16 protein-coding genes and 4 pseudogenes are annotated in these 21,768 nt (G+C 67.3%); 11 read left to right on the top strand and 9 right to left on the bottom strand.

Annotation, left to right across the window (positions count from 1 at the left end):
* Positions 1-47: 47 nt before the first annotated feature.
* The 3 genes and pseudogenes from FCI23_RS15070 to FCI23_RS59565 form a co-directional block, all read left to right on the top strand.
* Entirely contained in the window at positions 48-908 is an 861-nt protein-coding gene (locus FCI23_RS15070) for a fumarylacetoacetate hydrolase family protein (RefSeq protein WP_136724383.1), read from the top strand.
* Positions 905-3,691, top strand: coding sequence for an FAD-binding and (Fe-S)-binding domain-containing protein (locus FCI23_RS15065; protein ID WP_136724382.1), 2,787 nt, complete (start codon positions 905-907; stop codon positions 3,689-3,691). Before FCI23_RS15070 ends, FCI23_RS15065 begins: the two co-directional genes overlap by 4 nt.
* Positions 3,692-3,975: 284 nt before the next feature.
* Positions 3,976-4,065: pseudogene (locus FCI23_RS59565) on the top strand (cupin); the annotation flags it as partial.
* Positions 4,066-4,145: 80 nt separating this feature from the next.
* Here FCI23_RS59565 and FCI23_RS15055 read toward each other — a convergent pair.
* A complete protein-coding gene (locus tag FCI23_RS15055) occupies positions 4,146-4,934 on the bottom strand; it encodes an AraC family transcriptional regulator (protein WP_136724381.1) in 789 nt (262 codons plus the stop codon).
* Positions 4,935-5,004: 70 nt separating this feature from the next.
* On the opposite strand from FCI23_RS15055, the gene FCI23_RS15050 reads away from it, so the two are divergent.
* From FCI23_RS15050 to FCI23_RS15035, 4 genes are all read left to right on the top strand, one after another.
* Positions 5,005-5,820 carry a phytanoyl-CoA dioxygenase family protein gene (locus tag FCI23_RS15050; RefSeq protein WP_211265328.1) on the top strand — a complete coding sequence of 272 codons (816 nt, stop codon included), beginning with the start codon at positions 5,005-5,007 and terminating at the stop codon, positions 5,818-5,820.
* The gene (locus FCI23_RS15045) at positions 5,817-6,110 is read left to right on the top strand and encodes a hypothetical protein (protein ID WP_136724380.1); all 294 of its coding nucleotides are present in this window, start codon (positions 5,817-5,819) and stop codon (positions 6,108-6,110) included. The genes FCI23_RS15050 and FCI23_RS15045 overlap by 4 nt, the downstream gene beginning before the upstream one ends.
* Before the next feature lie 317 nt (positions 6,111-6,427).
* Positions 6,428-9,469 carry an alpha-mannosidase gene (locus FCI23_RS15040; RefSeq protein WP_136724379.1) on the top strand — a complete coding sequence of 1,014 codons (3,042 nt, stop codon included), beginning with the start codon at positions 6,428-6,430 and terminating at the stop codon, positions 9,467-9,469.
* Positions 9,470-9,504: 35 nt separating this feature from the next.
* Positions 9,505-9,774 (top strand): hypothetical protein, encoded by a 270-nt coding sequence (locus FCI23_RS15035; protein ID WP_136724378.1) that lies wholly within the window; start codon positions 9,505-9,507, stop codon positions 9,772-9,774.
* Positions 9,775-9,849: 75 nt separating this feature from the next.
* Here FCI23_RS15035 and FCI23_RS15030 read toward each other — a convergent pair whose 3' ends face one another.
* The 3 genes from FCI23_RS15030 to FCI23_RS15020 form a co-directional block, all read right to left on the bottom strand.
* A complete protein-coding gene (locus FCI23_RS15030; RefSeq protein ID WP_136724377.1) occupies positions 9,850-11,319 on the bottom strand; it encodes a mannitol dehydrogenase family protein in 1,470 nt (489 codons plus the stop codon).
* Between the two features lie 537 nt (positions 11,320-11,856).
* The gene (locus tag FCI23_RS63730) at positions 11,857-11,991 is read right to left on the bottom strand and encodes a hypothetical protein (protein WP_136724376.1); all 135 of its coding nucleotides are present in this window, start codon (positions 11,989-11,991) and stop codon (positions 11,857-11,859) included.
* Positions 11,942-12,343 (bottom strand): DeoR family transcriptional regulator, encoded by a 402-nt coding sequence (locus FCI23_RS15020; RefSeq protein WP_136724375.1) that lies wholly within the window; start codon positions 12,341-12,343, stop codon positions 11,942-11,944. Before FCI23_RS15020 ends, FCI23_RS63730 begins: the two co-directional genes overlap by 50 nt.
* Before the next feature lie 240 nt (positions 12,344-12,583).
* Between FCI23_RS15020 and FCI23_RS15015 the strand changes: the two genes are divergently transcribed.
* The 4 genes from FCI23_RS15015 (at position 12,584) to FCI23_RS15000 (ending at position 17,129) form a co-directional block, all read left to right on the top strand.
* Positions 12,584-13,879, top strand: a complete 1,296-nt coding sequence (locus tag FCI23_RS15015) for an alpha-L-fucosidase (protein ID WP_136724374.1) — start codon at positions 12,584-12,586, stop codon at positions 13,877-13,879.
* Between the two features lie 41 nt (positions 13,880-13,920).
* Positions 13,921-15,234: an ABC transporter substrate-binding protein gene (locus tag FCI23_RS15010; RefSeq protein ID WP_169316798.1), complete on the top strand. Its 1,314-nt coding sequence runs from the start codon at positions 13,921-13,923 to the stop codon at positions 15,232-15,234.
* A 173-nt stretch (positions 15,235-15,407) separates the two neighbouring features.
* Entirely contained in the window at positions 15,408-16,241 is an 834-nt protein-coding gene (locus FCI23_RS15005; protein WP_246143715.1) for a carbohydrate ABC transporter permease, read from the top strand.
* Between the two features lie 111 nt (positions 16,242-16,352).
* The gene (locus FCI23_RS15000; RefSeq protein ID WP_246143714.1) at positions 16,353-17,129 is read left to right on the top strand and encodes a carbohydrate ABC transporter permease; all 777 of its coding nucleotides are present in this window, start codon (positions 16,353-16,355) and stop codon (positions 17,127-17,129) included.
* A 206-nt stretch (positions 17,130-17,335) separates the two neighbouring features.
* Here FCI23_RS15000 and FCI23_RS14995 read toward each other — a convergent pair whose 3' ends face one another.
* The 5 genes and pseudogenes from FCI23_RS14995 to FCI23_RS14975 all read right to left on the bottom strand — a co-directional run bounded on the left by FCI23_RS14995 (position 17,336) and on the right by FCI23_RS14975 (position 21,763).
* Positions 17,336-17,749 (bottom strand): hypothetical protein, encoded by a 414-nt coding sequence (locus FCI23_RS14995; protein WP_136724370.1) that lies wholly within the window; start codon positions 17,747-17,749, stop codon positions 17,336-17,338.
* Positions 17,746-18,206, bottom strand: a pseudogene (locus tag FCI23_RS14990) (transposase); the annotation flags it as partial. The gene FCI23_RS14995 and the pseudogene FCI23_RS14990, both read right to left, overlap by 4 nt.
* A pseudogene (locus tag FCI23_RS14985) lies at positions 18,188-20,286 on the bottom strand (ISAzo13 family transposase). The pseudogenes FCI23_RS14990 and FCI23_RS14985, both read right to left, overlap by 19 nt.
* 147 nt (positions 20,287-20,433) lie before the next feature.
* Positions 20,434-20,727: pseudogene (locus tag FCI23_RS14980) on the bottom strand (transposase); the annotation flags it as partial.
* A gap of 154 nt (positions 20,728-20,881) precedes the next feature.
* Positions 20,882-21,763 carry an amidohydrolase family protein gene (locus FCI23_RS14975; protein WP_136724369.1) on the bottom strand — a complete coding sequence of 294 codons (882 nt, stop codon included), beginning with the start codon at positions 21,761-21,763 and terminating at the stop codon, positions 20,882-20,884.
* Positions 21,764-21,768: the final 5 nt, after the last annotated feature.

Raw genomic sequence — 21,768 nt, 5'->3', positions numbered from 1 at the left:
CCCCCGCTGCACCCCCAGCCCCAAGAGCCGTGTCCAGAAGGACTCCCATGTACTTGATGAGAGTCGGCGCCGTCGGCGCCGAACGCCCCGCCCTCCGCATCGACGACGACACGTACCTCGACGTGTCCGACCATGTCGACGACTTCAACGAGGCGTTCTTCGCCTCCGGCGGTCTCCGCCGCCTCGAGGCCCTGCGCCGCGACGGCCGGCTGACCGCCGAACCCCGGCCGCTGAACGGCCAGCGGATCGGCGCCCCGATCGCCCGGCCGCACCAGATCCTGTGTATCGGCCTCAACTACCGCGACCACGCCGAAGAGACCGGCCAGGCCGTCCCGGCCGAACCGATCGTCTTCACCAAGGCGCCCAATACCCTCATCGGCCCGAACGACCCCGTACTGCTGCCCCGCGGCAGCGACAAGTCCGACTGGGAGGTGGAGCTCGGCATCGTGATCGGAAGCCGCTGCCGGTACCTGCCCGATCTAAACGCCGCCCGCGACACGATCGCCGGTTTCGTCGTCTGCAACGACGTCAGTGAGCGCGCGTTCCAGCTGGAGCGGGGCGGCCAGTGGTCCAAGGGGAAGTCCTGCGAGACGTTCAACCCTTGCGGCCCGTACCTGGTCACACCGGACGAGATCGACGACGTCCGGAGCCTCGACCTGTGGCTGGACGTCAACGGCGAGCCACGGCAGCGCGGCAACACCGCCACCATGCTGTTCGACGTCTACCACCTGGTGCACTACCTCAGCCAGTTCATGGTGCTCGAACCCGGCGACCTGATCAACACGGGGACACCGCCCGGCGTCGGCATGGGCATGAACCCGCCGGTCTTCCTGCGGCCCGGCGATGTCATCAGTCTCGGTATCGGCGCTCTCGGCGCCCAGCGGCAGATCGTGGCCCCCAGCCGATGAATCCCACCGATCCCACACTGCTCCTCGCGCTCGAAGCGGCCGTGCCGGGCGGGGTGCGTACCCGCGCCGTCGACCGGCTTGCCATGGCCCATGACGCCTCGCACTATCTGCTGGTCCCGCAGGCCGTCGTCGCCCCGGCCGGTGCCGAGCAGCTCGCGGAGCTGCTCCGGGTGGCCGCCCGGCAGGGTACGCCGCTGACGTTCCGGTCCGGCGGCACCAGCCTCAGCGGCCAGGCCCTCTCCGGCGGGGTACTGGTCGACACCCGGCGGCACTTCCGCGAGGTGGAGGTCCTGGACGGCGGGGCCCGGGTGCGGGTGCAGCCCGGCGCGACGGTGCGCCAGGTGAACGCCCGGCTGGCCCCGTACCGGCGCAAGCTCGGCCCGGATCCGGCGAGTGAGTCGGCCTGCACCATCGGCGGCATGGTCGCCAACAACTCCAGCGGCATGGCCTGCGGTACGGAGTTCAACACCTACCGCACGTTGGAGTCGCTGGTCCTGGTGCTGCCGAGCGGCAGCGTCATCGACACCGGCGCTTCCGACGCCGACGAGCGGCTGCGCGCGTTGGAGCCGGCGCTGCACCAGGGACTCGGAGTGCTGCGGGACCGGGTGCGGGACAATCCCGGCTCGGTCCGCATCATCGAACGGCAGTTCGCGCTCAAGAACACGATGGGTTATGGGGTCAACTCGTTCCTGGACCACACCCGTCCGGTGGACATCCTCGCCCACCTGGTCGTCGGCAGCGAGGGCACGCTGGCCTTCGTCGCCGAAGCCACCTTCCGGACCGTTCCAGTCCGCCCGCACGCCGCGACCGGACTGCTGGTCTTCCCTGACCTGCGCGCCGCGACCGGTTCACTCCCTGCCCTGGTCGCCGACGGACCGGCGACCGTCGAGCTGCTCGACGCGGCCTCGCTCCGCGTCGCCCAGCAGGACCCGAAGGCCGACGAGATGCTGCGGAAGCTGACGGTCGAAGGCCACGCCGCGCTGCTGGTGGAGTACCAGGAGGACGCGGCCGAGGCCCTGGCCGTACGAACCGCGGCGGCCGCGAAGCTGCTGGCCGGGCTGCCGCTCGCCGCGCCCGCCCGGCTCACCTCGGACGCCAAGGTACGCGCCGGGCTCTGGCATGTGCGCAAGGGCCTGTACGCGGCCGTCGCCGGGGCACGGCCGTCCGGTACGACCGCCCTGCTCGAGGACATCGCGGTCCCGGTCCCCTCGCTGGCCGACACGTGCGAGAGCCTGCTGTCCCTGTTCGACCAGCACGGCTATGAGGACAGCGTCATCTTCGGCCACGCCAAGGACGGCAACATCCACTTCCTGTTGAACGAGCGTTTCGGCAAGGAAGCACGCCCGCAGCGGTACATCGACTTCACCGACGACATGGTCGATCTCGTGCTCGCCCACGGCGGCACTCTCAAGGCCGAGCACGGAACCGGCCGGATCATGGCCCCGTACGTCGCCCGCCAGTACGGCGACGAGCTGTACGAGGTGATGCGCGCCGTCAAGGAGCTGTGCGACCCGCACCGGGTGCTCAACCCCGGTGTGCTGATGGAAGGCGACCCCGAGATCCACCTCCGTGACCTGAAGAGCACTCCCCAGGTGGAGGCGGAAGTCGACCGCTGTGTGGAGTGCGGTTACTGCGAACCCGTCTGCCCCAGCAAGGACCTCACCCTCACGCCCCGGCAGCGGATCGTGCTGCGGCGCGAACTGGCCGCCGCCGAGGCCGCCGGGGACACCGCCCTGGCAGGCGAGCTGGAACGGGACTACGCCTACGACGGCATCGACACCTGCGCGGCCGACGGCATGTGCCAGACCGCCTGCCCCGTCCTCATCGACACCGGCGAACTGGTCAAACGGCTCCGGGCCGAGCAACGCGGCCGTTTCTCGCAGGCGGCCTGGGGCCAGGCCGCCGAGCACTGGGGCGCCGTCACCGGGGCCGGGGCCCGGGCGCTGACCGTGGCCGCCAAGCTGCCCAGATCCGCGAGTACGGCGTCCGCCGCCGCCCGCCGGCTGCTGGGTCCCGACAACGTGCCGCAGTGGGACATGGATCTCCCTTCGGGAGGTACGCGCCGCCGCCCGCAGCAGGCTCACGAGCCGCACGCGGTCTACTTCCCGGCCTGCATCGGCTCGATCTTCGGCCCCGCGCAGGACTCGTCCGGGGTCGGCGAAGCGTTCCTGGCGCTTTGCGAGCGGGCTGAGATCCGGCTCACGGTCCCGGCTGCGATCAAGGGCCTGTGCTGCGGTACCCCCTGGAAGTCCAAGGGCATGACGGCCGGCTACCGCGAGATGCGGCAACGGGTCGTCGCAGCCCTGCTGGAGGCGACCGGCCAGGGCAGCCTGCCGGTGGTCTCCGACGCCGCCTCCTGTACGGAGGGGCTGGAGCAGCTCCTGGACGGCAGCGGGATCCGCGTGATCGACGCGGTGGTGTTCGTACACGAGCAGGTGCTGCCGGGGCTCACGGTCACCGATCGGCTCCCATCCCTCGCGCTGCACCCGACCTGTTCCTCCACCCGGCTCGGAGCCAACGAGGCTCTGACGGCCGTCGCCGCAGCCATCGCCGAGGAGGTGGCCGTCCCCGCCGACTGGGGATGCTGCGCCTTCGCCGGGGACCGGGGGATGTTGCATCCAGAGCTGACGGCGTCCGCCACCGCACGGGAGGCCGCGGCCCTCTCCGGGCGTACGTACGCCGCGTACGCCTCGACCAACCGCACCTGCGAGCTCGGCATGAGCCGGGCGACCGGCCACCCGTACCGGCATCTGCTCGAGCTGGTCGAGCAGGCGACCCGTTGAGCCTGGGGCGCTCCTGAAGCGTGACAAAAGGATGGAAATCATCCGCCGTGCAACTGGCCCGGCCTCTCTCGCCCGCAATGGACGTGCTCCCGGAATCCGGACCGGATCGATCCGTAGAACGCGCCCCCAACGGTGTGGCGCTTGATCGGCGGAGGACGGTGACCACGGCTCCCGGTCATCACCCGCTGGCTCGCGGACACCCGGCTGATCCGCTACCTCGCCCTGTCGGTGTCGAGCCAGTCGAAGGCACGCTCTGAACGACTGCGACGCCGCTCCACGAGAACGCGGAGGGCCAGGTCGGCCCCGGCGACGTCTTCGTGTGCCCGCCCGGGCACGACGCATGGGTCGTCGGCCACCAGCCCCGCCTGCTCTGACATCGCGGGTTCCGGGGCGGAGTACACGAAGACCAAGGACCATCCCCTCCGCGTCACGTGGTGGAGTTGATTCCCGTCTTCTACGCGACGTCGCCGCCCCCGCTGCGCCCTCGCACTGCCCGGGGCGAACCGCCGAGTTCCCGGTGACAGGCCTTGTTGAATGCCTGAAGGTCAGGGACGCCGACAGCGGCCGCGATCGCCGGAATGGAGAGGGTCGACTCGCACAGCAGATGCCGGGCCCGCTCCAGGCGGCGGCGGCGGATGTAGGCGACGACAGTGCCGCCGGTCTCGGCGCGGAAGAGCCGGGTGAGGTGATTGTGCGAGATCCCCGCGGCGCGGGCGACGACGGGGATGGTAAGCGGGCTCGCGAGATGCGACTCGATGTGCGTGACCGCGGCCGTGAAGGCGGGGTGCGGGCCCGATTGCGGGAGCGGGGGCGTGAGGTGGGCGATCCGCCACAGGGCCGCCCAGACCTCGGCGGTGACCCGGCCGGGCGCGGTGGGGACGGCGGCGATGGCTTGCAGCAACGCCGCGTTGAGGGCGGACAGCTCGGCCCCGGCGTCCTGCATCACGGGGAGGGATCGCGGGGTGCCGGTGGCAGGCAGGCGCAAGTGCGCGTAGAGGTGCTCCGGGCGATCCCCGTGGTAGTGGTACCGGACGGTCGTCGCCGGCGGTACGAGACTGACCCGGCCGGGGCGGATGGCGTACGGAGTGCCCTCGACAGTCAGATCGGCGACGTAGCGGTAGAGGTGCAGCTGCCACAGGTCGGGGAGGCGGAACACATCCGTATGGCCTGCCGGGCCATGGACGCCGACGCCGATATTGACGACCTGCGGGGGTGCGTCCAGATGGACCGATACTCTGCGCATGGTGAAATACTACCAGTAGTGGGTGAGTACGACCTACGCGTGGGCAGAGCCTGCCGCCTAGTTTTGACGCATGGCAACCAGTGACTACTTGTTGACCTCCGTCCAGATGGCCCACTTCGTCGCGCACGGTTCGTTGCGTATCGACGCGGTCGTCCCGGAGGAGATGAACGCGGAGGCGCTCGGCGTCCTCGCGGCGGGGATCCCCGCTGTCCCCTACGGCATACCCGTGCCCGAGGCCTACCCGGAGGGCTCTTTCGCCCGCCGCCTCGTCGAACTCCCCGAGGTGGCAGGCGCCCTGCGTAGTCTTGTCGGCCCCGATCCGACCATCGACCACCACTTCGTGCACGTCCGCGAGCCACGCGGGGGCGACGCCCAGCCGCTGCACGGCGACGCGATCATCGATGTACGGCCTGACGCCTTCGACGTCCAGATGATGTATTACCCGCAGGACGTCACCCCGGAGATGGGTGGCACACTGAGTGTGCCGGGCTCCCATCTGCGGCGGATCAACGAGACCGACACGGGGCGGTACCAGAATCTGCTCGGGCAGAGCCGATTGGTATGCCCTGCGGGCACTGTGGTGTTTCTGCACCACGGGATCTGGCACGGCGGGCGGCGCAACGACAGCGATGTTCTCCGCTACATGTTCAAGATCCGCTTCAATCCGACCGTGCGGCAGCGACTGCTCTGGGACACCGCTGATCTCGGCGATCCGGCCGTGGCGGAAGAGTTGCTACGCTCCTTCCCCTGGTACGAGCCCGCCACGGCCCGGCTGGAGATGTACAACCGGATCAAGCTCTGGCGCGCCCTGACCGGCGACGAGTCTTTCGACTTGGAGTACTGGGTGACCCGGACCTCCAACCGCCCGCAGAGGAGTGCCGTATGACCGCCGTCCGCCAGCAGGTCCTGGTGCTCTATCTGGGCACGTCCGCCCTCGATGCCGAAGTGGTCGGGTGGTCCGTCTACGACGGTACGGGGCTCACGTCGCCGACCACCGGGGACAGCGACGAACCGCCTTACAAGACGGGCGTCGACGCCCTACGGGACGGGTGGCGGTTGATCCAGGCGGCGCAGCTGATTCCGCCCTATCCAGGGCATGAGTACGACACGTCGTTCCTGAAGCACGAATTCCTCTTCGAGAAGCTCGTCACGATGCCAGACGAGCAGGCGCAGTAACTCCTCCCAGAGCGGCCGGCGTCGGCGGTGCCACGGGCCGACCGCCTGACGATCCAGGTGGGCGGCCCGTGGCACCACGCCGAGGCCACCTGCCGCATACCCACGCCGACGGCCGCTGGACATCACCTTCGTGCGGGACGGCTACCCGTTCCGCTACTGAGTCCGGCAGTAAGACCCGCGCCGGGAGCTCCCGCAAGGGTGCGCTTGCCGAATACCTCGTCGCGCCCACCTCGCCGCCTGCAGCATCACCGAGGTCATCACCCCGGACGACGTCCCCCGATTCTGATTCGCCCCACCTTCATCCCGGAGTCACGACCATGCACGACGACCGCAATCTCATCGAATCCCGTCTCAAGCGTGTCCTCGACGAGCGGATCCGCCCCGCCGTCTACCCCGCCTCCGTGCCGCTCGACGTCGGCATCTGGAACGCGCCGGGCGAACCCGTTCCCGTCGCCGAGGGGCTCGCCGCCCCCCGTACTCCGATCGCGGTCGGCGACGCGTGGGGCGCCCCCTGGGGCACCAGCTGGATAACGGTCTCCGGCACCGTCCCGCAGGAGTGGGCCGGCAACACCGTGGAAGCACTGATTGACCTCGGGTTCGACGAGAATATGCCGGGTTTCCAGTGCGAGGGGCTCGTCTACCGGCCCGACGGCTCGCCCGTCAAAGGCATCAACCCCCGCAACCAGTGGGTGCGCATCGGATCCCCGGCGGCCGGCGGGGAGCAGGTGCTGCTGCACGTCGAGGCCGCCTCCAACCCGGTTATCCTGGACTACCACCCCTTCGTTCCCACCACGCTGGGCGACAAGGAAACAGCCGGCACCGAGCCGCAGTACAAACTGGGCCGGCTGGATCTGGCCGTCTTCGACCGTACGGTGTGGGAGCTCGTCCACGACCTTGAGGTGCTGGGCGAGCTGATGGCCGAGCTGCCGGTGGACACCGCCCGCCGCTGGGAGATCCTGCGCGCTGTCGACCGCGCGCTCGACGCGGTCGACCTCCAGGACGTGGGCGGCACCGCCGCGCAGGCCCGTGAACGGCTGACCGGAGTGCTCGCAGCGCCCGCGGTGCCGTCCGCGCACCGGATCAGCGCGGTCGGCCACGCGCACATCGACTCCGCGTGGCTGTGGCCGTTGCGCGAGACGGTCCGCAAGGTGGCACGCACCACGGCGAACATGACATCGCTGCTGGAGGACGAGCCGAATTTCATCTACACCATGTCCCAGGCACAGCAGTACGCCTGGATCAAGGAGCACCGCCCCGAGGTCTACGCGCGGGTGAAGGACGCCGTCGCCGAAGGGCGGTTCGTGCCGACCGGCGGCATGTGGGTGGAGTCGGACACCAACATGCCCGGCTCTGAGGCGATGGCACGTCAGTTCGTGCACGGCAAGCGGTTCTTCCTCGACGAGTTCGGTGTGGAGAACGAGGAGGCGTGGCTGCCGGACACGTTCGGCTTCGCGGCCGGGCTGCCGCAGATCATCAAGGCGGCAGGGTCCAAGTGGCTACTGACCCAGAAGATCTCCTGGAGCCAGATCAACAAGTTCCCGCACCACACCTTCTGGTGGGAGGGCATCGACGGCACCCGGATCTTCACCCACTTCCCGCCCGTCGACACCTACACCTGCTCGATGAAGGGCAGTGAGATCGCGCACGCCGCACGGAACTTCAAAGACAAGGGTTCCGCCCGGCACTCTCTGGCGCCGTCCGGCTGGGGTGACGGCGGCGGTGGTACCACCCGCGAGATGATCGCCAAGGCGGCCCGGCTGCGCAACCTTGAAGGATCGGCCACCGTCGAGTGGGAAAGGCCCGCCGACTTCTTCGCCAAGGCCCAGGCCGAATACCCGCACGCTCCCGTGTGGACAGGAGAGCTGTACCTCGAACTGCACCGGGGCACGCTCACCAGCCAGGCGAAGACCAAGCAGGGCAACCGTCGCAGCGAGCACCTGCTCCGCGAGGCCGAGCTGTGGGCGGCCACCGCGGCCGTTCGCACCGGATTCCCCTACCCCTACCAGGATCTGGACAAGATCTGGAAGACGGTGCTGCTGCACCAGTTCCACGACATCCTGCCCGGCTCCTCCATCGCCTGGGTGCACCGGGAGGCCGCGAAAACCTACGCCGCCGTGGCCGATGAGCTGAACGCCCTCATCGCGGCCGCGCAGCGCGCCCTGGCCGGAGACGTGACAGCCGGCGGCGAGGTCGTCTTCAACGCGGCACCGCACGCCCGCGGCGGCGTCGCGGCCGGTGGGGCGCGACCGGCGTCCGCGGCCGCCGGCGGCTGCGCCGTCTCGGCCCGAGCCGGCGGGGGATATCTGCTCGACAACGGCCTGGTTCGCGTCGCCGTCGACGAGCGCGGGCTCGTGGTGTCCGCCTTCGACGTGGCGGCCGACCGCGAGACCGTCGCTCCCGGCGAGGCCGCGAACCTGTTGCAGATCCACCCCGACTTCCCCAACATGTGGGATGCCTGGGACGTCGACCAGTTCTACCGCAACACCGTTACCAACCTGACGGACGTGGACGAACTCACCGTACTCACCGAGACGCCCGACGCCGTGTCAGTCCGCGTTGCCCGGTCCTTCGGCGCCTCCCGGGTGGTGCAGACCCTCACACTGACAGCAGGCGTCAAGCGGTTGGACATCGACACCGAGGTCGACTGGCACGAGACCGAGAAGTTCCTCAAGGCCGCCTTCTTGCTGGACATCCACACCGACCGGTACGCCGCCGAAACCCAGTTCGGTCACCTGTACCGTCCCACCCACACCAACACCAGTTGGGAAACCGCGAAGTTCGAGGCGTGCAACCACCGCTTCGTCCACTTCGCCGAGCCCGGCTGGGGTGTGGCGCTGGTCAACGACTCCACCTATGGGCACGACGTCACCCGTACCGTGCGCCCAGCGGACGACGACGCGCCCGGCACCACCACGACGGTCCGGCTCTCACTGCTGCGGGCGCCGCGCTTCCCCGACCCGCAGACCGATCAGGGCCTGCACCGCTTCCGCTACGCCCTGGTGCCCGGCGCACGGATCGGCGACGCGGTGCGGGAGGGCTACTGGATCAACCTGCCCGAACGCCTGGTGCCTGGCGACGCGCAGGTGGCCCCGCTGGTGAGCGTGGACCACGACGCGGTAGTGGTCACCGCCGTCAAGTTGGCGGACGACGCGAGTGGTGACGTGGTCGTCCGGCTCCACGAGGCGCACGGCAGCCGGGTCCGGGCCGGGCTGATCACAGCGTTCGGTGTGCGGCGGGCCGAGGCGTGCGACCTGCTGGAGCGGCCGAAGTCCCCGGTGGCGGTAGCGGACGGCCGCATCGAGCTGACGCTGCGCCCGTTCGAGATCGTGACGCTGAGGCTCTCCACCGACAACACCTGACCGGCCCGGCGGACCAAGAAGGCGTCTTCCTCACCGTGGGCATCATCCCTCCCTACCGGCCCCGCGACGACCGGTGCGGCGCCATGTCGTACCGGCGTTCCGGACTCAGCAGCCTGAAGCTGCTCAGCTCGGTCACCAGCACCGCGCTGGTTGTCGACGGTGGCATGGCGGGACTTCGGCTCCGCCCGGCGGAGAGGTGGAGTGCCGAAGGCGTGCATGGCCCGCGCACCTTCCACGCGGTCGTCGTCGAGGATTTCTCCACCCCGCACCACAAGCCGTCAGCGTCACGCGCGGGATCGGAGTAGTGCGCGGGGCATTCGGGGGGCGGCCCCACATACTTCCTGGCCCTGCCGTGTTCTTCCGCGATGTGAATGAAAGCCTCACCGACCCAGTAGGGAGGCCAGCACGGCGCTCGAACCGTTCCGGTGCAGACCTTCCAGGGCCGCCGTATAGGCGTCGCGGAATCGCTCTTCGGCGGCGAGGTCGTCGAACACCGGTCCGTACTCGATGAAAGTGGTCGGGGCGTCGTGCTGTTGGAGCGCGAGCGGGACGAGCTCGTCCCGCAGCTCATCGACGACCGTGATCTGCCGGCCACTCTCACTGGTGCCTTCGACGTACCGCGCCCAACTCGCGACGAGAGCGGCACCCAGTGCGACGGGGCCACCGGAGGCGAGGTTGGCGCGGATGGTGGGAAGCACGAACTTGGGGATCCGGTCGGAGGAGTCCACGCACAGTCGTGCGAGCGTATCGGCGACATGCGGGTTCGTGAACCGTTCGAACAACGACGCGATGTAGTCGTCGAGGTCGATGCCGGGCACCGGCTGGAGCGTCGGGCGGACCTCGTCGTCCATGTACCGGCGCAGGTACGCCGCGATGAGCGGGTTTCCAGCGGCCTCATGGGCGTATGTGTGGCCGAGCAACGTGCCGAAGTACGCCATGCCCTGGTGACTCGCGTTCAGGAGACGGAGCTTCATCAGTTCGTAGGGTTCGACGTCGTCGACAACCTGGACGCCCACGTTCTCGTAGGCGGGGCGCCCGAGCGTGAACCGATCCTCGACAGCCCACTGCACGAAGGGTTCCGCAACCACTGGCCATCCGTCGTTGATGCCGAACTCCCGCTTGACCATGGCGCGGTCTTCATCGGTGGTTACCGGCGTGATGCGGTCGACCATCGAGTTGGGGAACGCTACCTCCTTGGCTATCCACCGTGCGAGGTCGGCGTCGACGAGTGTCGCGTACGTCACGATGGCCCGCTTGGCAACGTGGCCGTTGCCGGGGAGGTTGTCGCACGACATGACAGTGAACGGGGGGACTCCCGCGGACCGTCGGCGCGCCAGCCCTTCGACGATGAGCCCGAACACTGTGAGCGGGGCACGAGGGGTCGCCGCATCCCGCAGCACGGCAGGATTGGTGACATCGAACTCACCGGTTGTGCGTTCGACGTTGTACCCGCCTTCTGTCACGGTGAGCGAAACGATCCGGGTGGTCGGCGCGGCAAGTTTGGCGATCACGGCCTCCGGGTCGTCGGGGGCGAACAGGTAGTCGTGGATGGAACCGATGACCCGCGGCTCAAGTGAGCCGTCGCCGTGCTTGAGAACCAGCGTGTACAAGAAGTCCTGCGCGCGAAGGACGTCGCGCATGCGGATGTCTCCCGGCAGGACGCCGACACCACAGATGCCCCAGTCGTACGCCTGCCCCGCGGTCATGAGCCCGTCGATGAACATCGCTTGGTGCGCGCGGTGGAAGTTGCCGAGGCCGAAGTGCACGATGCCCGTCGTGACGCGTGAGCGATCGTAGGCCGGGGCGGGGACCGAAGGGAAGCTGGTCGCATTACCGGCGATGAAGGTCATTGGGCGGTTCCTTGGTGTGTGCTCTGCTTTCCGGTCTCGCGCGGCGCGAACGCGACCATGAGCGGGAGCGGAGTAATCGGTACGAAGGCGCTGGCTCCCGCGCCCATGATGAGGTGCGCCACGCGGACCCGACGTCCATGGCGTCGCCGGTCCGGGCTGCACCGCGTCGTGCCCCTCCTTCGTTCAAACGGTGCTGTCGCCCCGGGGTGCTGATCGCCTTGTCGGGAAGCTTGCCATGGAAATAACCGCGCAGGTTAGCCCAGTGTTCCGCTCTTCATGACCGCTTCTTGTGTGATTCCGGGTCGCGTCTCGCCCCTATATCTCCGGCAGTTGCCGAGCCACGGCCGGTGAACTGACCGATTCTATTTCCGGGGTGACCGGAGTTCGAGGAGTGCCCCGCGAGAGCCTTAGACGCGCACCAGCTCCGCGCCGAGCGTTGTGTAGCGTCGGGCGGTTGACACGGGCATCTAAATTCCGGTGATGAGAGCCTCGAAGTCCTCGACCCGCCCGAAGCGTACGAACGCGGATCGGCCGAACTTAGAGGCCGCGGAGCATATCGGTGGCCCACTGATCCACGGTGCCGAGCGTCGTCCTGCGGACCCGCCCGCCGATCATGATCACCTCAATCGACGGGCACGGCACCAACGCTGTGACGACCGGGTTCGACGCCATGAGGACAGTGAGCGGTTGATCGGTGGGCAGGGCCTTCGCAACCGGTCGGAAGAGATCCCTCGTCGATGAAGATGGTGCGTGCGTCTCCGAGCCGACGTGCGGCCCCCTCGGCGATGCGGAGCTTTTCGGCAGTCTCGTTCTGTTCGCGATACCCGATCCCAGTCTCGAACACGTCGCTCTCGACGACGCGCACGGAACCGTAGCTGCGAACTACGCTTCGCCGGCTTTCGAGGTACCGCAGATCGCGGCCGATCGTCTCCTGCGAGACTCGGAACATCGCGGCAAGGTCGGCAACCGACACCGTTCCCTCCTCGCGCACCAGCCGAACCAACGCGGACCGCCGCTGCTGCACAAGATCCTGGTTTCGCGGCGACGCGCCCGGTGAAACGCTTTGTCATGCACTCCTTCGCTCGGCAACCAAACCGGCGGTGCGGCGGTTCATATTACGCGTACAGTCGGCCGGTGTACATCACGATTTGCGAATGTTCCCATCCGCATCTCGCGCTGTCGCCGCTGTCGTCCGGCGATCTATCGTGCTTTCCCGGAGCGTGTACGAAGACGAACACGCAGCAAGAGAGCGAGCAATACAACGATGGCATTCAAGCAAGCATCTCCCGATGGCCTGAAGCGTTACCAGGACGACAGGTTCGGGATGTTCGTCCACTGGGGGCTGTATTCGCTTGTCGGCGCTCACGAGTGGGCGATGTTCCGCGACCGGAGGTCCGTAGCGGACTACGAGGTCCTGGCCAACCGGTTCGAGGGCGAGGAGTTCGACGCGGACGCCTGGGTGCGGCTGGCGGCCGACGCCGGCCAGCGGTTCATCACCATCACTTCGCGGCACCACGACGGCTTCTCGATGTACGACACCGCGCTGAGTGATTACAAGGTGACCAAGACCCCGTTCGGGCGTGACCCGATGGTGGAGCTGCGTGCCGCCTGCGACCGTCATGGTGTCCGTCTCGGGTTCTACGTCTCCCTGCTCGACTGGCACCATCCCGCCTATCGGGCCGCCCTGCGCGAGCGCAGCGGCCTCGCGTGGGAGGACTACGTCGGCTTCCTGCACGGCCAGGTCGAAGAACTGTCCACACAGTACGGTGACGTCGCCGAGTACTGGATCGACGGATACTGGCCCGCTGAATGGGCGACCAACAGGGAGAAGAACTGGTTCGGGCCGAGCGGCGACTTCCAGCTGCCGGAACTCTACGACAAGATCCACACTCTGCAGCCCAACGCGGTGATCATGCACAATCACCACGCGGCGCCGCAGCCCGGGGAGGACGTGCAGGGCTTCGAAGGCGATCTCCCCGGTGAGAACACCAATGAGATCAACGTCACCCCGCTCACGCTCGAAGCCAGGGAAACCTGTCAGACGACGTCGACGATCGCTTACGGCTTCCACAAGGACGACCACAAGTACCGCGACGTCCGGGAACTCCTCACGATGCTGGTGCGCGGGGCCGGTTCCGGCGCGACGTTCCTGCTGAACGTCGGCCCCACTCCGCAGGGCACGATCCCGCTGCCGGCGCAGCAGAATCTGCGCGCGATGGGGGATTGGCTGTCCCGCAACGGCGAAGGCATCTACCAGACCCGTGCCGGGCAGCTGCAGGTCGCCGACATCGACGGCCGTGACTCGCTGCGCCACGCGTTCACATCGACGGTCGGTGCGGACGGCGCGCACTACGTCCACCTGCTCAACGGTGACGCGCCAACATCCTTCTTCGTGGACCTGCCGGAAGGACAGCACGCCCGCGACGTCGAAGCCACTCTGCTGACCGACGCCGGCCCGGTGCCGGCGAAGATCCTCGGCGACGGCGACACGATTTCCGTCACCGTTCCCGCGGAACGCCGTGAGGCCCTCATTAGCACGGTCCGGCTTCGGGTCCGATAACCGGGATGTTCCTGACAGGCAAAAAGGATAAGGAGCAAACGATGGCATCCCGATTCTCACCAGCTGCGGCCGCGGTGTCCCGTCGCGGCGTCCTCGGTGGCGCCGCCGGTCTGGGCACTATGGCCCTGCTGGCCGCGTGCGGCGCGGGCGGCAAGTCGGCCGCCGCCGGAGCGCGGTTCACGTTCTGGGACATGCAGTGGGGCGGCACGGACTACGCCCAGAACGTAGGCAAGCTCGTCGGCGGCTGGCACCCGTCCGACGGGGCATCCGCGAAGTACCAGAATATCCCCTGGACGAACTGGTACCAGACGTTCACATCCGCAATCGCGGCCCGGAAGGCACCCGCGGTAAGCTCCGGCGCCTCTTTTCAGCCCTTCCAGTTCTTCCAGCAGGGCGCGATCGAACCGGCCGACGGCATCGTCGCCAAGCTCAAGAAGTCGGGCACCTACGACGACTTCCTGCCCGGCACCATCGACTCCCTCAAGTACCAGGGCTCCTACGTCGCGGTTCCATACCACATCTCCATCAACGGCCTGTGGTATCGCCCCGACCTGTTGGCGAAGGCCGGAACGGACGTGCCGACTACGTGGGACGAGTTCCGAGCTACCTGCCGGGCGCTCAAAAAGATCGGCGTCTTCGGCTACTCGATACCCGGGAGCCCCAAGGAAACCGGATACCAGGAAGTGCTGACGTGGCTGGTCAACAACGGCGGCGGCTGGTTTAACGAGCAAGGCAAGCCCGAGTGCGTCACCGACCGCAACATCGAAGCCGTCGAGTTCCTCCAGAGCCTGGTCAAGGACGGGTACATCAACCCGACCAACGTGAGCTACACGTCGGTCCAGTCCGCTCAGGACTTCGCCTCCGGACAGCTGGGGATGATGATGGCGGGGCCGAACAGCGATCTTCAGAGCTTCCCGAACGTGAAGTCCGCCGTGATGAAGCCGTTGACCGGACCGCACGGCGACAAGGGCGCCCTCCAATGGGTGGACCCACTGATGATGTACAAGGGCGCCTCGAACGTGTCCGACGTGGAAGACTTCGTGGTCTGGCTCCTGGACGCGATCAAGCCGGCGTTCGGCGACGGCACCTACAACCGCCTCCCCGCCCGCAAGAGCTTCCAACAGGTCGCCGGGGTCAAGAACAGCGCTTCCTCCCAGGTGCTCCTCAACGACTGGGTGCCGATCGCCAAGTCGATCGCCACCAGGTCGCCGGAATCGTTCCCAGCACTGAACTCCATCGAAGGCGCTCCGGTCACCGCGACGTTCACCGCGCAGGTCGTCCAAGCCAAGCTGAGCCCACGCGCCATCCTGCAGCAGTTGCAGGACAGCTACGAGAGGCTGCACTACAGCAAGTGACGCGGCAGCCGGTCCCGCACGGGACCGGCTGCCGTTGGTTCGGGCACCGCAAGTCTGCAAGGAGTCGCACCGGTATGGTTGGAATTACCCATGAGTTGGGCACCGCGCGCGTTGTCCGACAACGAAAGCGGAAAGGCGCGACGAGAACCAGATTCACCTATTCGTCGCTGCTGTTGCCGTCACTGATCCTGGTCGCGCTGATCAACGCCTATCCGCTCGCCTACGCCATCAATGCCGCGCTGCACGACGGCAGCCTCATCCAGCAGGGCGCTTTCGTCGGACTCGGCAATTTCAGCACGGTGCTGAAAGACCCGGCGTTCTGGGCGTCGACACGGTTCACGGCCATCTTCGTCGTGGCATCCGTGTTCGGTAGCTGGGCCCTGGGTGTGGTGCTGGCCGTCGTGCTGCAGATCAGGTTCCCGGGCCGCGCCGTGTTTCGCGTGCTCCTACTGCTGCCGTGGATCGCGCCGGTCGTCGTCACATCGATGAGCTGGGCGTTGCTGCTCGGCACCTCCAACGGGGCCGTTCCGTCCCTGTTCCGCGCCCTCGGCCTCGGCAACAACGTGCTGTTCCTCGGCGACCCCGTGCTGGCGCAGGTCACGGTCTGCCTGTTCAAGATCTGGATCAGCTTCCCGTTCACTCTCATCATGATGGGCTCCGCTCTGGAGAGCGTCGACCAGAACGTCTACGAGGCCGCCCGGATCGACGGAGCCACACGCTGGCAGCAGTTCGTCAGGATCACCCTGCCGGTGACCGCCCGCTCGACCTATGTGTGCTGGATCCTGATGTCGATCTTCACGATCAACGACTTTCCCAGTGTGTGGCTGCTCACCGGCGGTGGGCCGGTGGGTGCCACCCAGACGATGATCGTCTACGCCTACAACCTGGCGTTCTCCGAGTTCACACCCGGGCTCGGGATCGCCGTCGCACTCCTGATCACGGTCTGTCTGGTCGCGGTGTCGGTGTTCCTGTACCGCATGATCCGACGGTCCTTCACGGTCGCCTGAAGTGGAGCAGCAATGACCACAACGAGTCACACAGCCACACGGGCCGGCACCCCCAGGATCACGGCCGAGCCACGGAAACGCCGGTCCCGAAGCTGGGTGATCACCGTCGTCATGACCGTGTTCACCGTGATCGTCCTTATCCCCTTCTTCGACATCTTTCTCAAGGCCCTCACGCCGAACGGAAACGGATTCGTCAACGGTGACAGCCTCACCCTCGACAACTTCCGAGTCGTGTTCGCGCAAACGAACATGCTGCGCTACCTCATGAACAGCGTCATCGTCTCGATCGTCACCTCGGCCGTTGCCGTCCTCATCGGGGCGCCGGCCGGCTACGTGATCTCACGGTCCCGGTCCCGACTCGTGTCGGGCTACTCGCTGCTCCTGTTCGTCATCCAGTCGCTGCCGGTCATTGTCTTCGTCGTACCGCTGTTCATCATGTTCTCCTCGGTCGGACTCGTCGACGACCTGCCGGGCCTGGTGATCGTCTACGTGTCGAGTGCGATCCCGATCGGATGCTGGATGATGTCCTCCTATTTCGACACGATCCCGCACTCACTGGAAGAGGCCGCGTGGGTCGACGGAGCGACGTTGTTCGGAGGATTCTGGCGGATCATTCTGCCCAATTCGCTGCCCGGAGTCATGTCGGTCGCGATCTTCAGCTTCCTCGCCTCCTGGAACGACTACCTGGTCGCCCTGGTTTTCCTGCGCAGCGACGCCGAGTTCACGCTCCCCATCGGCATCCAGCAGTTTTTCCAGGAGAACCAGGTGTCTTGGGGACCTGTCATGGCTTCCGCCGTTCTTATGCTCGCGCCACCGACGATCGTTTTCGCGGTGTTCCGGCGCTACTTCAGCATCGGTGGCATTGGCGGGGCGCTGGCGGGAACGTGAGCTGATCGCCCACCAGCGGTCGACCCGCTGGTCCGACTCGGCAAGGTGCGAACCTGGAACACCTGAAGCAGGCCCTGCCTGCGGGCCACACTCGGTAGCAAGGACCCGGGCGAGGCGACCGCGTACCCGGTCGCCTCGCCCGGGTTTTGCGGTCACTGAACCGTTTGCGGACCAGCACGTTCTCTGCTTCGAGCGGGGCAAAGAACTCAGCCTCGTTCCGGATGCCAGCACGCAGGCGTTGACCTCGGCCTCTCGACGATCTTGCGTTGCAGCCAGTTCGACGAGCCGGTCAGCGGACTGGGAACCCACGGCTGCGCCAAGGAGATCGCCCTGAACAGCGACCACTCGTGGAGCCGCTGAACCAGAAAGGGGCGCGGTTCCACGGCCCTGGCCATGGCCTGCGCCCATGACACGTACTCCGGCCTTTCGAGCATGTCGGTCGCCCGCCCGTCCAGGTGCCGCGCGATCACAGACTGCGCCATCGTCGGGTCCGGGTCCGTGAGGACCTCGGTGACTAGGGCGAGCTCGTCGTCGTCCGTGACCTGTTCCAACGCATGCAGGTAGGCGGCGAACCGGACGTGCTCCCGCGGCTCGTCCTCACCCAAGACATCGGTGCTCATGCCGCCTGATCCTGACGCTCGACCAGGAGTCCGCGTTCGAAGCGGGCCCCCGCGCGGACGAGTGGCACCAAATGGGCGCCATTGATGGCTCGCCAGCGGGCCTGGACGGACTCGACGAGCTTGAAGACCATCGCGAGCCCGGCGGCGCGGGAGCCGGCTCCCTTGGTGACCTTGGTCCGCAGCCGGACGGTGGCAAAGGTCGACTAACGATCGGATTCGTCGTGCGCAGGTGGATCCAGTGCTCGGCGGGATAGTCGTAGAACGCCAGCAGTTCGTCCTGATCGTCGGTGACCTTCACGACGGCCTTGGGGAACTTCGCCCGGTAGAGCTTGGTGAACACCCGGATCGCCTGCTCGGCGTGGTCGCGGTCCTCGGCGTTGTAGATGTCCTGCAGAGCCTTCTTCGCCGCGGGCTGCGCGGACTTGGGCATGGAGTCGATCACGTTGGCAGTTTTGTGGAGCCGTAAGGATTCAACCTGGCGATTACGGTCGCGAGTTCTGCCGTGCTGGAATAGCGCGATGCGGAATGGGTGGCGGAGTATCCGTCCTCCTCCAGCAACGGGCGGACCCATACGATGGCGTTGCCGATGGTGCGTCGGCTCACTTCGAACAGTTCGGCCACCACGTCGCGGCCGCATACCTTGCGCAGGCAGGGGATGGTCGCCAGGACTCGTTCGGCGTCGGTGATCTTCTCTTGGAAGATGCCACCGCGTGCTCCGAACTGCCGGTCTCCACCGCGCTGTCGGTATTTGCGGCGCTCGGCCGAGGCGGCCTGCCGCACGGACAGCCGCTCGATCAATTTGGTCAGCGCCTGGAAGCTCATGCCGGTCAAGGCCGGGTCGCCGAGGCTCGCGAGGCGGTTCGGCCGTGTTGGCGTGGTGTCGGTCGCCAGGAAGTCCCTGAGAGCACCGGCGCTGGTGAAGCGCACGACGGTGGGCTCGATCCGGTGTCTGCGCTCGTTCAGCAGTCTGCCGGTCTCGCTGATCGCGGCGGCGATCGGGCCTGTGCTGACCTCCAGCATCTCGGACAGCACAAGCTGGGAGCAGATCTGTCGCAGGTAGACGACCGCGATCAGGACTTGGTCGGCGCCGGTAAGCAAGGATCGGCCGTGCTTGCCCCTGGCCTGGCGCCGCGCTCCACCGCGCTGCTCGAAGAAGCGCTGCTCGGCCCGGGCTGCCTGTGCCGGGGCCAGATCGGCGGTCAGCGCGTCCGGCTCGCCTCGGCTCATGCCGGTCAGGCGCGGGTCGGCCAGGGTGTTCAGGGCCCGGGCCCTGATGCTGTCGCGGTCCTCGGTCCCAGTGACGGACTGCGCGTCCTGCTCGGCGGGGTGGATCGTGTAGTTCCATGTCCCTCGCTCGGCGTGGGGTGTGAGCGGTAGGGCGTTCATGCGTTCCTTGCTGACGGACACGCCCAGTGGGTAGACGCTGGTGTCCAAGGCGGCGTCCACGCGCAGTCCGGCTCGGGTGTGGGTGGCGGCGATCAGGTTGACGACTACCTCGTGGCTGGTCAGGGGTTTGCCGCGCCAGTTCATCGTGATGTGGGAGAACAACCGGTGCTCGATCTTGTTCCACTTGCTTGTGCCTGGAGGAAAGTCGCAGACCGTGACAGCCAGGCCCGTCTCCACGGCGAAGTCGGCGAGTTCGGCCTTCCATAACCGGTAGCGGCAGCTGTTGGAGCCGCCGGCATCGGCGGTGACCAGCAGCCGGGCCGCATCCGGGTAGTCCTGGCGGCCACGCGCCCGCCACCAACCGCGGATCGAAGAAACGGCGAAGGCCGAGGTGTTGTGATCGACACCGACGTTCACCCAGCCGCGATCGGCCGTGATGTCGTAGATGCCGAAGGGGATGGCGTGCGGAACGTCCGGCCCGGTGAAGAAGAAGCTGTGGTCCTCGACCTCGACCGGGTCGCCTTTGGGCCGCCACTGGCGTCCGGTGTTGGGCAGGTGGCCGAGCTGTTCCTTCTTCTTCGCGTCGACGCTGATCACCGGCTGCCCGGCCGCCTGATGCGCCTTGACCTGCTCGTTGATATAGCGAAACTGGACGTCCCGGTCAGGGTGCTGCTTGCCCTCCAACGTTTTGGTATTGGCCTGCAGGCTGAAGCCCTGCCCCTTCAACAGCCGGCCCACCGTCGACGCCGAAACCGGATGCCCCTGCCGGGTCAGCTCCTCGGCCAGGTTGCGCAGCGACTTGGTCGTCCACCGCAGCGGTGACATCGGATCCCCGCGCTCATCCGGCTCGACCAGCCCCAGCAGCGCCGACAGCAGAACCGGGTCCAGTACTTCGGCAGAGCGCCGTCCCCCACCAGGCCTCCTGGACCGACCGGCTGGCAGCGGATCCCCGCTGGCCTCCAACTCGAACACCCCGTTGCGGACGGTCGTCTCGCTGACCTGGGCTGCCCGGGCCACCGCCCGCACCCCGCCGTGCCCTAAAAGTCGGGCCTCCTGGCCCAGGACCAGCCGCTGCTGCCGTTCGTTCAAGTGGGGGAACAGTACCTGAACCGTAAGACGAGTTGCCCACGGACCTCGCTCGATATGCTCATACCAAGTCAACGAGCAGGGCGAGAAAGAGCAACAGGTTGTTTCCTTACGGCTCCTGTGAACCCAGTCATCCCGAGGCCTGTCGGCCTCACCCCGGGGCCGGGAAAATGGGTGCGGGGTTGCCCGTCTGGAGGACGTCGATTGTGCTTGGAGCAGAACCGCCGACGCTCACCCGTCTTCTCGTCCACCCGCTTGTCATTGACGCGATGCGCGCGGACCTCGACCGATCCGGCCGAGGTGGTGACCCTCCGGGGCTGGTGATGGCCGTTGCGGACGACCAGGCGGTGACCCCGCTCGTCCCGCTCCTCGGCCAACTTGGCGATGTAGGCGTCGACTTCCGCCTCCAGTGCTGCGGCCAGCATCCGTCGCGCGCCCTCACGAACGATGTCGTCGGTCAGGGAGCCGTCTCGCGTGGAGGCGTCGTCATTCACTACGGTGAGCACGGGCTTCACCCTTCCCGACCGGCGCTCGCAACGCCGGCCTACTCGGTGACCATCACAGGATCAATCGGGAAGGTACGCCTTCCGCGTGCCCTCCAGGGCTGATCCACAAGTACTGAGCATTGCTCTCGCCGACGTGCTGGAGACCCGAAACCAATCAGGCACCACTGGAGACCGTACGGTCCCCCAGACGGTAGAAGGCGTGAGCCGTGCCGCCGAAGAGCGCCGCGATCTCGGCTGCGCTCAGTGTGCCGATGGCAGCGGTCAACCCCTCGATAACAGACTCGTAGGTGCCGGCGAGCAGGCAGACGGGCCAGTCGGATCCGAACATGAGGCGGTCCGCGCCGAACCACTGGTAGATGCGACTGACGAACGGCCGGAGATCATTGGGGGTCCAGGAGGCCCAGGCCGCCTCGGTGATCATGCCGGAGAGCTTCACCGTCACGTTGGGGCATTGGGCAAGGGCCGGCATCCACTGGGCCCAGAGGCCGTCGGCGCCTGCGGCGATCGTCGGCTTGGCGATGTGGTCCACGACGAAGTTCAGCTCCGGCAGCGCCTTGACCGTCGCGACCGCTGCCGGTAGTTCGCGCGCACGTACCAGAAGGTCGTAGCTGAGGCCGCGGTCGGCTACGGCTCGCAGGCCGCGGCGCACGTCGTCCCGGCACAGCCAGTTCGGGTCGCGTTCGTCGTGTACCTGGTGGCGGATGCCAACGAGGAACCGGCCGTTATCGTCGGCGAGTAGGGCGTCCAGGGCGTCCCCTACCTGCGGCGAGGTGAGGTCGACCCAGCCGACGACTCCGCGGACGAATGGTGTCGAGGCCGCGAGCCGGAGGAATTCCCGGGTCTCACCCCCGTCTGACAAGGTCTGGACGAGTACGGTTCCGGTGATATCGGCGGCGTCGAGCAGCGGCTGCATATCGCCTGGCCCGAATGCTCTCCGTACGGGGTCCATCTCACGGCCGGCCATCCAGGGGTAGGCATAACGGTCCGGATCCCAAAAGTGGTGGTGAGCATCGATACGTTCAATACGATCGTTCATCGGGC

Source organism: Actinacidiphila oryziradicis (genome assembly GCF_005047355.1).
Taxonomy (GTDB): Bacteria; Actinomycetota; Actinomycetes; order Streptomycetales; family Streptomycetaceae; genus Actinacidiphila; species Actinacidiphila oryziradicis.
This window is presented reverse-complemented; position numbering and strand designations above follow the sequence as displayed.